The sequence below is a fragment of the Nonomuraea sp. NPDC052634 genome, from assembly GCF_040678535.1.
In the GTDB taxonomy this organism is placed as follows: Bacteria; Actinomycetota; Actinomycetes; order Streptosporangiales; family Streptosporangiaceae; genus Nonomuraea; species Nonomuraea fastidiosa.
The window spans coordinates 2,083,287-2,096,005 of record NZ_JBFATY010000001.1; the positions used below are offsets into that span (position 1 = coordinate 2,083,287).

Here is a 12,719-nt window from a genome sequence, read left to right on the forward strand (position 1 = left end):
CCGCGGCCGCGCTTCGCGACAGTGGAGCGCATGACAGCGATCGACGTACGCGGGCTGCGCAAGAGCCATCAGGGATTCGAGGCGGTGAAGGGCATCTCGTTCGAGGTGGCGGAGGGGGAGATCTTCGCGCTCCTCGGCAGGAACGGCGCGGGCAAGACCACCACGGTGGAGGTGCTGGCCGGCTTCCAGCGGGCCGACGCGGGCACCGTACGCGTGCTCGGCCTCGATCCCTGGGCCGACCGCGCGGCCGTACGCGGGCGCACCGGCGTGATGCTGCAGGAGGCCGGGTTCTTCCCTGACCTGACCGTCGCCCAGACCATCGACACCTGGCGCGACTTCACCTCCGCGCCCCGCCCCCGGGACGAGGCGCTGGAGCTGGCGGGCCTGACCGCCAAGGCCGGCACCCGCGTCCGCCAGCTCTCCGGCGGCGAGAAGCGCAGGCTCGACCTGGCGCTCGCCCTGCTCGGCCGCCCCGACCTGCTCTTCCTCGACGAGCCCACCGCCGGTATGGACCCCGAGGCGCGCGCCGCCACCTGGGCCGTCGTCCGCGACCTGGCCAGGCAGGGCACCACGATCCTGCTGACCACCCACTACCTCGACGAGGCGCAGCGCCTGGCGTCCAGGCTGGCCATCATGGACGCCGGCCGCGTCGTGGCGGGCGGCGACATGGCCGAGACGCTGGCGGCGCACGCCGGCAAGGTCTCGTTCCGTATGCCCGCGCACATACCGCCCGGCGATCTTCCGCTGCCCGTCACGGTCGAGCACGGGCGGGCCGTCTGCCGCGCCGAGGACCCCGACCTGGCCGCGCAGACCCTGCTGACCTGGGCCGCGGCGCGCGGGCTGCGCCTTGAGGGCCTGGAGGTACGCCCCGCCACCCTGGAAGACCTGTTCATGGAGAGCGCGACGCTCACCACCGCCGCCACGGAGAGCACGGAGCAGCCGCGATGAGCACGGCCCCCGCCAACGAAGGAACCGCGATGAGCACGACCGCCGCCATGGAGGAGTCGCGATGAGCCTGGCCGCCACCTACCGCCTCGGCACCCGCCTGTTCTGGAGCGACCGTGTCAACCTGTTCGCGTCGGTGATCACGCCGGTCGGCCTGACCATCGGCATCCCCACCCTGCTCCGGCAGGTGACGCCTGCGGACAACGCCGTCCACGTCTTCCAGGGCCTGCTCGCGCTGGTCCTGTCGATCACCGCGTTCATGAGCGTCACCGTGACGCTGACCGCGCGCCGCGACCGGCTCGTGCTCAAGCGGCTGCGGGCGAGCGAGCTGACCGACTGGCAGATCCTGACGGGCCAGATCGCCGGCGCGGCCACGCAGTCCATCGTCATCGTCCTGCTGTGCACGGTGGCCGTGCGGCTCACCGCCGGCATCCCGCTGCCTGCCCACCCGGTGGCGTTCATCGTCGCGACGCTCGCCGGGTCCGCCGCGATGGCGCTGCTCGGAGCGGCGTTCACGGCGCTCGTCCCCCGCGCCGAGCTGGCCTCCGTCTACACCATGCCGGTCTTCATGATCTGTACGGCCGCGACGGGCGGGATGGGGCCGATCCCGCTGCCCGGCCGGCTGCAGGCGGCTTTGGACCTGCTGCCGACCAGCGCCGCCGTGCACGCCATCAGGACCGGCGAGCTGATCGTGCCGCTGCTCGGCATCGCCGCCTGGACGGCGCTCGGGCTGGTCGCGCTGCGGCTCTGGTTCCGCTGGGAACCGCGCAGGTCGTAAGGTCTTCGGCGTGCTTCACTCCGCCGCCCAACGGTTGGCGAGCTGGCTCATCACCGCCGTCGCCTGCGCCTACTCGGCGATCTCGCTCACCTACTTCCCATGGGGCGTGGGGTACGGCCTGTCGGCCGCCGCCTGCATGCTCGCCGTGATCGCGGCGCACTACGTGAACATGCGGGCCGGGCTGCGCGGCGAGCGCCCGCCCCTCCACCCGCTGCCGCTGGTGCTGCAGGCCGTGATCACCTATCTGCCCGACGTGCTGCTGCCCGCCGGCTGGTCGGCGGTGACGGCGCCGCTGCTGGCCGGGACGCTGCTGGTGTTCCTGCCGCTGCCGTGGGGCTGCGCGCTGATCGTCGTCATGATGCTGTACGAGGGCAGCGTGCTCTGGGCCGGCGCCGGGCTCTTCGTCGTCACCGCGTTCTACGTCATGACCGTGCCGACCACGGGGGCCATGACGTACGCGCTGGTCCGGCTCACCCGGGTGACCGCCGAGCTGCAGCAGGCCAGGGCCGAGCTGGCGGACGCCGCCGTGCTCAAGGAGCGGCTGCGGATCTCCCGCGACCTGCACGACGGGCTGGGCCGCAGCCTCACCGCCATCGCGCTCAAGGGCGACCTGGCCGCCCGCCTCATCGAACGCGACCCGTCCGCCGCCCGCACCGAGGTCGGCGAGCTGGTGCAGGTGGCCAGGGAGGCGGCCCAGGACGTCCGCCAGGTGGCGCGCGGCTACCGGGCGATGTCGCTGTCCGGAGAGGTGGACCGTGCGGCGGCGCTGCTGGAATCGTCGGGGGTGAGCGTGCAGGTGCACCTCGCCGACGCGACGCCGCCGCCGAAGTCGGAGGAGGCGCTGGCGTGGGCGGTACGCGAGGGCGTCACGAACGTGCTCCGCCACAGCCGCGCCACGACCTGCACGATCACCACGTCCGTACACGGTGCGAGGGTCCGCCTGGAGATCGCCAACGACGGCGTGCCGACGGAGACCGCCGCCGGGTCCGCTGCCACGACCGGACCCGGCACGGCGGGCGGCGGTCTGACGGGGCTCGCGGAGCGCGCCGCCCAGGCCGGCGGCACCTGCACCGCCACCCGCACGGACGGCGGTTTCGTCCTGGCGATGGAGGTGAGCGCGTGACCCGCCACGCGCCCGCACGAGGCGCAACGTCCGCCGCCCGGCCGCCCGCCCGCGGTCGGCGCGGCCGGGGCGGTGCGGACGGGCACACCGCCCCACCGCCCATCGGCCGGCCGCACGGCCGGGTCGCGGCAGGCGGGCACGCCGTCCGGCCGGTCCCGGCGGGCGGGTCGCGGTGAACCGACAGGTGACGAGGTGGTGGAAAGGAGGGCAGGCGTGATCAGGGTGCTGCTGGCCGAGGACATGCACATGATCCGCGCCGCGCTCACCGCGCTGCTGCGGCTGGAGTCCGACATCGAGGTGGTCTCGGAGGTCACCGGGGGCGACGAGATCGTCCCGGAGGCGCTGCGGGTGCGGCCGGACGTCGCGGTGGTGGACATCGACCTGCCGGTGATCGACGGCATCACCGCCGCCGCCACGCTGCGGCAGCGGCTGCCGTCCTGCCGGATCCTGGTGCTCACGGCCATGGGCCAGCCGGGCAACGTACGCAGGGCGCTGGCGGCGGGCATCGAGGCGTTCCTGGTCAAGGACGCCCCGGGCGACCGCCTCGCCGACGCGATCAGGCGTACGGCCGCCGGGCTGCGCGTCCTGGATCCCGAGCTGGTCTCGGCCGCCATGGAGTACGGCGAAAGCCCCCTCACGCCGAGGGAGACCACCGTGCTCAAGGAGGCCGCCAGGGGCGCGTCGGCGGAGGACATCGCCGCCGCCCTGCACCTGTCCGCCGGCACCGTACGGAACTACCTCACGGGCGCGATCACCAAGACCGGCGCCCGCAACAAGATCGACGCCATCCGCATCGCCCAGGACGCCGGCTGGCTGTGACCCCCCACCCGCGGGCTCGCGGCCTGGCGCGCCTCCACCGCCGCGCCGGCCTCCTGGCGGCGCGGCGTACCCCCCGTTCGTTGCCGCGACGGCCCCGGCACCTCGGCGCCGTGCGGCCTGTCCCGGCCCCTCCCCTGGCCGGGTCAGATGTCAGTGATGCGGATGCCGGCGTGGGCCTTGTAGCGGCGGTTGACGGAGATGAGGTTGGCGGTCAGCGCCTCGACCTGGTGGGCGTTGCGCAGCCGCCCGCCGTACACGCCGCGCACCCCCGGGATGGCCTCGGCCAGCGCCTGGACGGTGTCGGTGGCCTCGCGATCGTCGCCGAGCACCAGCACGTCGAGGTCGACCTTCTCCACCTCGGGGTCGAGCAGCACCACGGCCGACACGTGGTGGAACGCGGCCACCACCCGGCTGTCAGGGAGCACGGCGGCCGCCTGCTCGGCGGCGCTGCCCTCCTCGACCGGCAGCGCGTAGGCGCCCTTCTTGTCGAACCCGAGCGGGTTGACGCAGTCGACGACGATCTTGCCGGCGAGCTCGTCGCGCAGCGACTCCAGCAGTGCCTTATGCCCTTCGTACGGCACCGCCACGATCACGATGTCGGCGCGGCGGGCGACGTCGGCGTTCTCGCCACCGCTCGCGCCGGCGCCGATGGACTCGGCCGCCTCCTGGGCGCGCTGGGCGTTACGAGAACCGATCAACACGGGGTGCCCGGCCAGCGCGAACCTGCGGGCAAGACCCTTGCCCTGGTCTCCGGTGCCGCCGAGGATTCCAATGGATAGTTTGCTCACGTCGGTCATAACGCAGATCATGTCGCGCCCGTTCCCGGCCCCCGCGAAGGAGGGCCGGGACGGGCATGCAGCGGTCAGCAGTTGCCGTGGGCGGGCAGCCCGAGGATGCGCAGGGCCAGCCATTCGATGGCCAGCGGCCCGCCTTCGATGGCGCCCGTCACGTGGTCAGGCGCGGGCAGGGACGCCCACCGCACGTTCACGCCTGCCCGGCAGTACTCCGAGCGCAGGGTGGACCCGACCGACAGCGGGATGATCTCGTCGCCCCGCCCGTGGTACAGGAACATCGGCACGCGCGGCGGCATGCCGCCGAGCCGGTTCTCGGCCAGGCGGGCCTGCCACTTGGGCTGGTTCATCAGGTCGATCGGGCTGATGTCGGAGAAACCGAGCCCGGCGAGCTTGCCGAGGTCGTTCACGCAGTCGTCGGCCGCGTCGGCGAGCAGTTCCCGTCCGCGGTCGTTGAGGTCCGCTTCCAGGTCCAGCTCGGGGTAGGCGGCGTCGAGGCCGATCCCGGCGGCTGCGGCCAGCCCGAAGTTCGGGCCGCCGTCGAGGTTGCGCGCCACCTCGCCCAGGTCGGCCGGCACCCCGCCGGCGGCGACGCCGCGCAGCCGCAGCTCAGGCGCGTACGACGGCTGGAGCTGTGCGGCCCACCCGGCGGACGCGCCGCCCTGGGAGTAGCCCATGATGCCGACCGGCGCCTCGTCGGACAGCCCGGCGCCGGGCACGCGGGTGGCGGCCCTGATCGAGTCGAGCACGGCGTGCCCCTGCGAGATGCCCGCCATGTACGTGTGCTGCCCCGGCGTGCCGAGCCCCTCGTAGTCGGTGATCGCGACCGCGTACCCCTTCAGCAGGAACAGGCTGACCAGCGCCAGCTCGGCCTCGCGGCCCTGGCTCATGCTGACGGACGGCGCGCACTGGTCGCCGAGGCCGTGGGTGCCGACGGCGTACCCGATGATCGGGCGGCGGCCGAGCGGATAGCCCGCCTTGGGCACGAGCAGGGTGCCGGAGACGACGTTGGGCGTGCCGGTGGCGGAGGTGGAGGTGTAGCGCAGGTGCCAGGCGTTGACCGGGACTTCGAGCAGCTTGCCCGGCAGCAGGTAGACGGTGGTGGGCTGGGCGGAGACGACGTCTCCCGGTGCCGCGGCGCGGGCGGGCGCCGCGATGAACGACAGGATCGATAACACGATCAAGGACATGCTGACGCGCACACGTAAGGTCATGTGCCGCCCCTCTCCGTGAGGTCTGCGCTTGGGGGACGGCGCGCCGCGAGCCGATCGTTACCCGTGAGTAACTCCATGTCAAGGCCCGAAATGACGGAGAAATACGTTTCGTGTAAATGCGTCACATGGGAAGCGGCCACCCCGCGACGGGCCCGTCAGGCACCATGGAGGCATGGACTCAGGATCGGTGGCCCTCCTGCGCGAACTCCTGGCCGGCACCGGCTGGCTCGAACGCACCCGCGAGCTGGGCCTGGCCCTGCGCGCCACCCGCTCGCCCGGCGGCCTGCTGGTGGTCGGCACCCCCGACGACGAGCCCTGGCACGTGACCGCCCATCTGGCCGACGAGGCCAGGTACTCCGGCCTGCCCCAGCTCACCCCGACCCTGCTGCGCTGGTCTCCGCCGCCCGACGCGCCGCCCCACCTGCGGGTCGGAATCGAGCGCCTGGAGCAGGCCGGGCGCGGGGAGACGCTGTTCGTGCTGTCGGAGCAGCAGGCGCCGGTGCCGCTGCTGGAGCGCGTGAACGACGCCCGCCGCACAGGGGCCACGATCCTGGCGATCGAAGGCGGCGACCGCGAGCTGGCCGGGCTGGCCCACGACGCGATCGAGGTGCCGCGCGAGGGGCCGATGACGTTCGACGGGGCCCAGCACCTGGTGAGCGCGGCGGCCGGCGAGGCCGGGCAGCGGCCGGGGCTGCGCGAGCGGCTCGCCCGCCTGCTCGACAAGGTCAGCGGCCCCCGCCTGACCGACTGACCGCCCGCCTGAAGACCCCCACCACCGAGACCGGCCGTCTCAGGCCGCCACCGCAGACACCGGCCGCCTCGCGGCCCCTCGCCACCGTCGTGCGGCGCGGCCGTCAAGCCCGGTCGGCGGCCTCCTCGTCGGCAGGGTCGGAGATGCGGGAACGCAAGGTGGCGGCCAGCTCCTTCGTCACTTCCTCGATCGCCTCGATCACCACGGCCTGCACCGGATCGGGCTCCCCCGACCGCCTACGGCTCGCCCGGGTGACGACGTCGAGCCTGCGGGCCCCGATGCCGCGGATGTCGCTCACGCGTACCTCGCCCTCCGGCACGTCGAGCAGCGCCAGCTCCGGCACGATCGCCACCCCGTGCCCGGCCGCGACCAGCGCGAGCGCCGGCCCCCACTCGCCGATGACGTGCGGCTTCTGCGGCTCGATGCCGTGCAGCCCGGCCAGCCGGTCGAGCGCCTGCCCGCACGCCTGCCCGGGATCGGCCGCCACCCACGGCCGCTGCAACAGCTCCTCGACGGTGGACGGCGGATCGGACCAGGACGGCGGCACGACGATGCGGTATGCGTCGACGTACAGCAGGCGGCTGGTCAGCGACGGCTGCGCCAGGACGGGCAGACCCATGTCCTGCTCGGTGATGAGCAGATCGACGGACCCGAGCCGCAGCTCCTGGAGCGCCGGCGGGCCGTAGATCTCGCGGATCGCCGGTGCGATCTTCGGATGGCGGCGGGCCAGCCCTCGCATCGCGGGCACGAGCAGGTGGCTGATCGCGGTGGGGAACGCGGCGATGCGCACGGGCCCGGCCAGGCGTTCGGTGAAGCGGGTGAGCTCGCGTTTGGCCTCGGTCAGCTCCTCCTCGACCCGCTCGGCGTAACCGGCCAGCACGCGACCTGCCGGGGTGAGCGAGACGCTGCGCTGGGAGCGGTCGATGAGGGGCAGGCCGACCTCGCGTTCGAGCTGGGCGAGCTGCTGGGAGACGGCGGAGGAGGTCAGGTGCAGGGCCTGGGCGGCGCGCAGCACGCCACCGCGCCTGGCCACCTCGCGGAGCACGCGCAAGCGCCGGGGGTCGATCTCCACACGGCCAGCCTAAGCCCGCACACCAGGAAGTTGCGGTGATTGTGTCGCGAGGGTGCGAATCCGGAGAATGTTACCCATGGATCTCCTGCTCGACGCCCTCGGCTGGCTGGGTGCCGCCCTGCTGCTGGCGGGCTACGCCCTCGTCTCGTCGTCCCGTCTTTCGGGCGACGGAGTGGCGTACCAGCTCATCAACCTCGCCGGCTCCGTCGGGCTGATGATCAACAGCGCCTATTACGCCGCCTGGCCGTCCGCGGCGCTCAACCTGATCTGGGCCGCCATCGGCGTCACCGCCCTGATCAAACTCGCCAGGGCGGCGCTGCCGAGGACGGCCGGACGTCAGTCGTCGTCCTGATCGGCCTCGTCCCACGCCTTGTTGCGGTCGGCGGCGCGCTGCAACGCACCCGCCGCCTCTTCCTCCGACGCGTACGGACCCATCCGGTCCTTATTGGGGCAACCCTTGTCGGGCTCGACCCGCATGTGCTTGAGACAGAACCACCACTGGCCTTCGCTCACGGGGTCAATTCTGCCCCGTAGACTCGTGTTTCATGACGACACTGCTCCAGCCAGGGCGAGTTTCGCCCATGCGGAAGGTCCCCGCCCACATCGAGCGGCCGGAGTACGTCGGCAAAAAGCGCCCCAAGACCGGCGAGTCCGACGTGAAGACCCCCGAGATCATCGAGCGGATGCGGGTGGCGGGCAGGATCGCCGCCCAGGCTCTCGAGGAGGTCGGCAAGCACGTCCGGCCGGGCGTCACCACCGACGAGCTCGACAGGATCGGCCACGAGTTCCTCCTCGACCACGGCGCCTACCCCAGCACGCTGGGCTACCGGGGCTTTCCGAAGTCGCTGTGCACCTCGATCAACGAGGTGATCTGCCACGGCATCCCCGACGACACCGTGCTGCAGGACGGCGACATCATCAACGTCGACATCACCGCCTACATCGGCGGCGTCCACGGCGACACCGATGCGACGTTCCTGGTGGGCGACGTCGACGAGGAGTCGCGGCTGCTGGTCGAGCGCACCCGCGAGGCGATGATGCGGGCCATCAAGGCGGTCGCGCCGGGCCGTCAGCTCAACGTCATCGGGCGCGTCATCGAGGCGTACGCCAAGCGCTTCGGCTACGGCGTCGTACGCGACTTCACCGGCCACGGCATCGGCACCACGTTCCACTCCGGCCTCATGGTGCCCCACTACGACGACCCCAACCTGAAGGTCGAAATGGTGCCGGGCATGACGTTCACCATCGAGCCGATGCTGACGCTGGGCACGATCGAGTACGAGATCTGGCCCGACAAGTGGACGGCGGTGACGAAGGACCGCAAGCGCACGGCCCAGTTCGAGCACACGATCGTGGTCACCGAGACCGGCAGCGAGATCCTCACCCTGCCCTGACCCGCCCCGGTCGCGGGGGCGAGCCGCCGGGCGCGTCAACCGGGGTCAGCCGCGCTGCGGCGGCACCACCCCGGACACCGTGGTCCCCTCACCGAGCACGCTGTTGACCGACAGGCTCCCCCCGGCCTCGGCGAACGCCGCCCGCATGCGGGCGATGCCGCGCCCCGGCGTCGCCGGGTCGAAGCCCTGGCCGTCGTCACTGATCGTCATGCGCAGCCCGCTCTTGCCCACCGTCACGGCGATGGACACCGTCCTCGCCCTGCTGTGCCGCTCGACGTTGGACAGCGCCTCCCGCAAGGTGGTCATGACGCCGCTCGACACGCGTGACGGCACGTCTGTGGCCGGCAGTGCCCAGGTCTCGACCCTGATCCCGGTGCGCTCCGACCAGTCGGCCAGGCAGCTTTCCAGCGCCTCCGCCAGGCTCTGCCCCCCGCGCATCCGTGTCTCTTCCGACAATTGGTTTCGCCTTTCTTGGCACCCGGGCCGCACGCCGGTCCCCACTCCGGCGCTCCCGTCGACGCGGCGCGCATCCCCCTCAAGACCACGCACGCTGCCACTCGGGGTTATACCCGTCTCCCCTGGGAGAAAGGCTACCCGTCGCTCCACGGGCGTGTAGTGGTAAGGAAGAAGCCCATGTCCGAACGGCTACGCGGCCACGGCCCGACCCCGTCCCTCCCCCGCATCCGATCGGCTGCACGCTGAGATCAGCGCGCACACCGGCCCAGGCTCGGCCCGCGCCCACGCGCCCCGCCCACATGCGCACCGCCGACAGGCGCCAACGCGGCCACGCGGCTGAGCCCGGCGCCCTCCCACAAACCCGGCGCGCACACTCGCTCCACCTTCGCGCACAGAGCCGACAGCCGCCTTACCCGATCACACGGCTGAGCCGGGCGCGCCTGCGCGCCATCTCCGATCGGCCACGCGACTGGGCCGGCTGTGCGCCTACTCGCCCTTGTCCGCGCGGTTGAGGCGGGCGAGATAGGCGTTGTAGGCGTCGAGCTCGGCGTCGCCCTGGCCGGTGCGGTCGGCCTTGCGGTCGGCGCGGCGGGCCTGCCGGTCGTCGTTCTGGTACCACTGCACGGCGATGGCGATCAGCACGATGAGCGTCGGGATCTCGCCGAAGCCCCACGCGATGGCGCCGCCGTCGCGCTGGGTCTGCAGCAGCGTGTCGCCCCAGGTGCGGCCGAGCTGCTCGTACCAGCCGGACGCGATCACGGTGCCCATCATCATCAGCGCGATGCCGAAGAAGGCGTGGAACGGCATGGTGACGAACAGCATCAGCAGCCGCCCGACGTGCGGGAGGCGGCTGGGGCCCGGATCGACGCCGATGATCACCCAGAAGAACAGCGAGCCGCTGAGCAGGAAGTGCAGGGTCATCCAGATGTGGCCGAGGTGCTCGTTCATGGCCGACTCGAACAGCGGCGTGAAGTAGAGCGCGTACGTGGACGCGACGAAGATCGCGGTGGCGACCACGGGATGCGAGATGACCTTGGTGAACCGGCTGTGCAGGATCGTGGTGATCCATTCGCGCGGCCCTCTGTCGCCCCTCCTGGCGGCGGGCTTGAGCGCGCGCAGGGCCAGGGTGACGGGCCCGCCGAGGACCAGGAAGATCGGCACCACCATGGACAGCGTCATGTGCTCGATCATGTGCATGTCGAACATGACCTTGGCGTAGCGGGCCAGCCCGCTCTGGGTGCAGAACACCAGCACCGCCACACCGATGTACCAGGAGGCGGTGCGCCCCCACGACCAGTGGTCGCCGCGCCTTCGCAGACGGCGCACGCCGGCCCCGTACAGACCGGCCAGCACCGCCGCCACCACGGCGAAGAACAGGTCGAACCACCACAGCGTGAACACGTTGCCCAGCGTCAGCTCGGGCGGCATGGGGAAGCCGAGCAGCTCGTAGGCGCGGTCGGCCGGGATGCTGTAGTCGGGCGGCGGCGTACGCGAGAGCGCCACGGCCACGCCGATGGTGGCGAACATGAGCACGGCCTCACCGCCGGCCAGCCGGGTGAACGCCCGCGGCTTGTCCGCCTTGAGGTCGGCGAGCGTGCGCTGCCGGTGCCAGTAGCCGACGTAGCCCAGCAGCACGAAGGCCACCATCTTGGCGAGGGCGAGCAGGCCGTACTCGGTGGTCCACAGGTCGGAGACCGCGCCGAGGCGGGCGACCAGCGCGAAGACGCCCGAGAGCCCCACCCCGACGTAGCAGAACAGCGCGAGCCGGGAGAAGCGCTCCGCCGCGATCTCCAGCTGCGGCTGCTTGCGCAGCGCGTGGAGGGCCAGCACGCCGAGCCCGCCGACCCACAGGGCGAGTGAGAGCAGGTGCAGCGCGACCGACGAGGTGGCCAGGTCGTGGTTGGGCGAGGACGAGGTGTGGCCGGTGAGCGGCGCGGGCAGCATCGTCACCAGCGCGAACACCAGCAGCCCCGCCGCGGCCCCCGCGGTGATGGCGCCGCGCGAGAACAGTGCGATGGCCACCCCGAACAGCACCACGAGCGTCAGCGCGACGCCCTGCGTGGTCTGGGTGGCGTAGCTGGTGAGGATCGTGCGGTCGAGGATCTGGGGAATGGTGCGGCCGATGCTCTCGGCGGCGCCGAACAGGATCGAGGCGAACGCCGCTCCCGCCCAGACCAGCGCAGCCCACGAGCTCGCCTTGACGTAGTCGACGGCGCTCTTGCCGAGCACGCCCTTGTCGTTGGGCAGCAGCAGGGCGGCCATGAGCAGCAGGCCGACGGTGACGACGCCGGCCGCGTCCATGAGCAGCTTCGACACCGGCAGGCCCCAGCGGACGAACGCGCCGGAGTCGGGCAGGCCGGGGATGATCCTGGGGAACGCCCTGCCACCCGCGATCATGCCGATGACCAGGGCCGCGACGGCGGCCGCCGCGGTCACGAGGGCGAGGCGCGCCGTCCGGGTCATGGCTGCTTCTTCCTCGCGCTGATGAGGAAGCCGATGCCGATGCCGACGAGCGCGCCGATGACGACGATCAGCCAGACGGGGAACGTGACGTCCTGCTGGGCGTCCTGCTCGGCGGCCGCGTTGCCGGCCTCGATGGAGGCACTGGGCTGCTCGGCCGGCGGCGAGGCCGCGGTCACGGCGGGCGCGGCCGTCTCGGAAGCGCCATCGGACGGCTCGGCGCCGGGTGACGCCTCCTCGGCCGCCTTCTCCGCGCCCTTCACCCGGAACGGGATCTCCCCCTCGATGGGGTGCCCGTCGGACGACACGACCCGGTAGGCGATCGTGTACGTGCCGTCGGGCAGCGGCCCCTTGACCGCCTGGGTCACCACGGCGCCGTCGACCTCGGGCTCGCCGCTCTGGTGCTCGGCGTCTCCGTCGCCGCGGACGCTGACGAAGGGCATGCGCACCTTGCTGCTGAATTCGAGCCTGACCTCGTCGAGGGACTCCACCTCGGCGCCCTTGGCCGGGTTGCTGCTCTTGAGCCTGTCGTGCGCCAGCGCGGGAGCGGCGGTGCCGAACACGAACAGGGCGGCGGCGAGAATCGCGGTAAGGGCCGCGAGCGGGGATCTGTTCATGACAACCCCAGGCTACCGACGCACCCGGCCGGTCTGGACCTCACTCCTCCAACACACGTCTACAATTCCGCCCCTATGCCCACATTCGGGCAGTCCGCTTTCCGGCCCGCCGCCGCCCCACCTTCCAGCCCGGCCGCTGAGCCGCCGTTCGGGGTCCGCCCCCGAGCCGCCGTTCGGGTCGGCCCCGAGCCGCCGTTCGGGTCGGCCCCGAGCCGCCGTTCGGGTCGGCCCCGAGTCGCGTTTCCGGCCGAGTGATCGGCCTTTTCCGGGCGCGCCGCTGACCCGGCCGGGCTCCGGAC

General features: G+C 72.4%; 14 protein-coding genes. 7 read left to right on the top strand and 7 right to left on the bottom strand.

Going from position 1 to position 12,719, the window contains the following annotated elements; genetic code table 11:
* Positions 1–30 precede the first annotated feature (30 nt).
* The 4 genes from AB0K67_RS09390 (at position 31) to AB0K67_RS09405 (ending at position 3,665) form a co-directional block, all read left to right on the top strand.
* Entirely contained in the window at positions 31–948 is a 918-nt protein-coding gene (locus AB0K67_RS09390; protein WP_364055500.1) for an ABC transporter ATP-binding protein, read from the top strand.
* A gap of 61 nt (positions 949–1,009) precedes the next feature.
* A complete protein-coding gene (locus tag AB0K67_RS09395) occupies positions 1,010–1,723 on the top strand; it encodes an ABC transporter permease (RefSeq protein WP_364055502.1) in 714 nt (237 codons plus the stop codon).
* Between the two features lie 10 nt (positions 1,724–1,733).
* Entirely contained in the window at positions 1,734–2,846 is a 1,113-nt protein-coding gene (locus AB0K67_RS09400; RefSeq protein ID WP_364055505.1) for a histidine kinase, read from the top strand.
* Between the two features lie 213 nt (positions 2,847–3,059).
* Entirely contained in the window at positions 3,060–3,665 is a 606-nt protein-coding gene (locus AB0K67_RS09405) for a response regulator transcription factor (RefSeq protein WP_364055508.1), read from the top strand.
* 143 nt (positions 3,666–3,808) lie between these two features.
* Here the strand turns inward: AB0K67_RS09405 and npdG are convergent, their stop codons facing one another.
* Together npdG and AB0K67_RS09415 are read right to left on the bottom strand one after the other, a co-directional pair.
* On the bottom strand, positions 3,809–4,462 hold the full coding sequence (gene npdG, locus AB0K67_RS09410; RefSeq protein WP_364055511.1) for an NADPH-dependent F420 reductase: 654 nt from the start codon (positions 4,460–4,462) through the stop codon (positions 3,809–3,811).
* Between the two features lie 65 nt (positions 4,463–4,527).
* Entirely contained in the window at positions 4,528–5,670 is a 1,143-nt protein-coding gene (locus AB0K67_RS09415; RefSeq protein ID WP_364055514.1) for a lipase family protein, read from the bottom strand.
* A 172-nt stretch (positions 5,671–5,842) separates the two neighbouring features.
* Between AB0K67_RS09415 and AB0K67_RS09420 the strand changes: the two genes are divergently transcribed.
* A complete protein-coding gene (locus tag AB0K67_RS09420; RefSeq protein ID WP_364055517.1) occupies positions 5,843–6,421 on the top strand; it encodes a hypothetical protein in 579 nt (192 codons plus the stop codon).
* A 103-nt stretch (positions 6,422–6,524) separates the two neighbouring features.
* Here the strand turns inward: AB0K67_RS09420 and AB0K67_RS09425 are convergent, their stop codons facing one another.
* Positions 6,525–7,493 (bottom strand): LysR family transcriptional regulator, encoded by a 969-nt coding sequence (locus tag AB0K67_RS09425; protein WP_364055520.1) that lies wholly within the window; start codon positions 7,491–7,493, stop codon positions 6,525–6,527.
* 76 nt (positions 7,494–7,569) lie between these two features.
* Here AB0K67_RS09425 and AB0K67_RS09430 point away from each other — a divergent pair, with 76 nt between their 5' ends.
* A complete protein-coding gene (locus AB0K67_RS09430) occupies positions 7,570–7,845 on the top strand; it encodes a hypothetical protein (RefSeq protein WP_364055523.1) in 276 nt (91 codons plus the stop codon).
* Here the strand turns inward: AB0K67_RS09430 and AB0K67_RS09435 are convergent.
* Positions 7,830–8,006: a hypothetical protein gene (locus AB0K67_RS09435; RefSeq protein ID WP_364057596.1), complete on the bottom strand. Its 177-nt coding sequence runs from the start codon at positions 8,004–8,006 to the stop codon at positions 7,830–7,832. The two genes, AB0K67_RS09430 and AB0K67_RS09435, sit on opposite strands and share 16 nt — an antisense overlap.
* A 32-nt stretch (positions 8,007–8,038) precedes the next feature.
* Between AB0K67_RS09435 and map the strand changes: the two genes are divergently transcribed.
* A complete protein-coding gene (map, locus tag AB0K67_RS09440; protein ID WP_364055526.1) occupies positions 8,039–8,887 on the top strand; it encodes a type I methionyl aminopeptidase in 849 nt (282 codons plus the stop codon).
* 45 nt (positions 8,888–8,932) lie between these two features.
* Here map and AB0K67_RS09445 read toward each other — a convergent pair whose 3' ends face one another.
* The 3 genes from AB0K67_RS09445 to AB0K67_RS09455 all read right to left on the bottom strand — a co-directional run bounded on the left by AB0K67_RS09445 (position 8,933) and on the right by AB0K67_RS09455 (position 12,420).
* The gene (locus AB0K67_RS09445; protein WP_364055529.1) at positions 8,933–9,325 is read right to left on the bottom strand and encodes an ATP-binding protein; all 393 of its coding nucleotides are present in this window, start codon (positions 9,323–9,325) and stop codon (positions 8,933–8,935) included.
* Positions 9,326–9,829: 504 nt separating this feature from the next.
* Entirely contained in the window at positions 9,830–11,806 is a 1,977-nt protein-coding gene (locus AB0K67_RS09450; RefSeq protein ID WP_364055532.1) for a cytochrome c oxidase assembly protein, read from the bottom strand.
* Positions 11,803–12,420 (bottom strand): copper resistance CopC family protein, encoded by a 618-nt coding sequence (locus AB0K67_RS09455; RefSeq protein ID WP_364055535.1) that lies wholly within the window; start codon positions 12,418–12,420, stop codon positions 11,803–11,805. Before AB0K67_RS09455 ends, AB0K67_RS09450 begins: the two co-directional genes overlap by 4 nt.
* Positions 12,421–12,719 lie beyond the last annotated feature (299 nt).

Excerpts from the sequence above, each read along its gene's own strand:
- AB0K67_RS09390 (WP_364055500.1), top strand. The coding sequence starts at position 31 with ATGACAGCGATCGACGTACGCGGGCTGCGCAAGAGCCATCAGGGATTC.
- AB0K67_RS09395 (WP_364055502.1), top strand. The coding sequence starts at position 1,010 with ATGAGCCTGGCCGCCACCTACCGCCTCGGCACCCGCCTGTTCTGGAGC.
- npdG (WP_364055511.1), bottom strand. The coding sequence starts at position 4,462 with ATGACCGACGTGAGCAAACTATCCATTGGAATCCTCGGCGGCACCGGA.
- AB0K67_RS09415 (WP_364055514.1), bottom strand. The coding sequence starts at position 5,670 with ATGACCTTACGTGTGCGCGTCAGCATGTCCTTGATCGTGTTATCGATC.
- AB0K67_RS09420 (WP_364055517.1), top strand. The coding sequence starts at position 5,843 with ATGGACTCAGGATCGGTGGCCCTCCTGCGCGAACTCCTGGCCGGCACC.
- AB0K67_RS09430 (WP_364055523.1), top strand. The coding sequence starts at position 7,570 with ATGGATCTCCTGCTCGACGCCCTCGGCTGGCTGGGTGCCGCCCTGCTG.
- map (WP_364055526.1), top strand. The coding sequence starts at position 8,039 with ATGACGACACTGCTCCAGCCAGGGCGAGTTTCGCCCATGCGGAAGGTC.
- AB0K67_RS09445 (WP_364055529.1), bottom strand. The coding sequence starts at position 9,325 with ATGCGCGGGGGGCAGAGCCTGGCGGAGGCGCTGGAAAGCTGCCTGGCC.
- AB0K67_RS09450 (WP_364055532.1), bottom strand. The coding sequence starts at position 11,806 with ATGACCCGGACGGCGCGCCTCGCCCTCGTGACCGCGGCGGCCGCCGTC.
- AB0K67_RS09455 (WP_364055535.1), bottom strand. The coding sequence starts at position 12,420 with ATGAACAGATCCCCGCTCGCGGCCCTTACCGCGATTCTCGCCGCCGCC.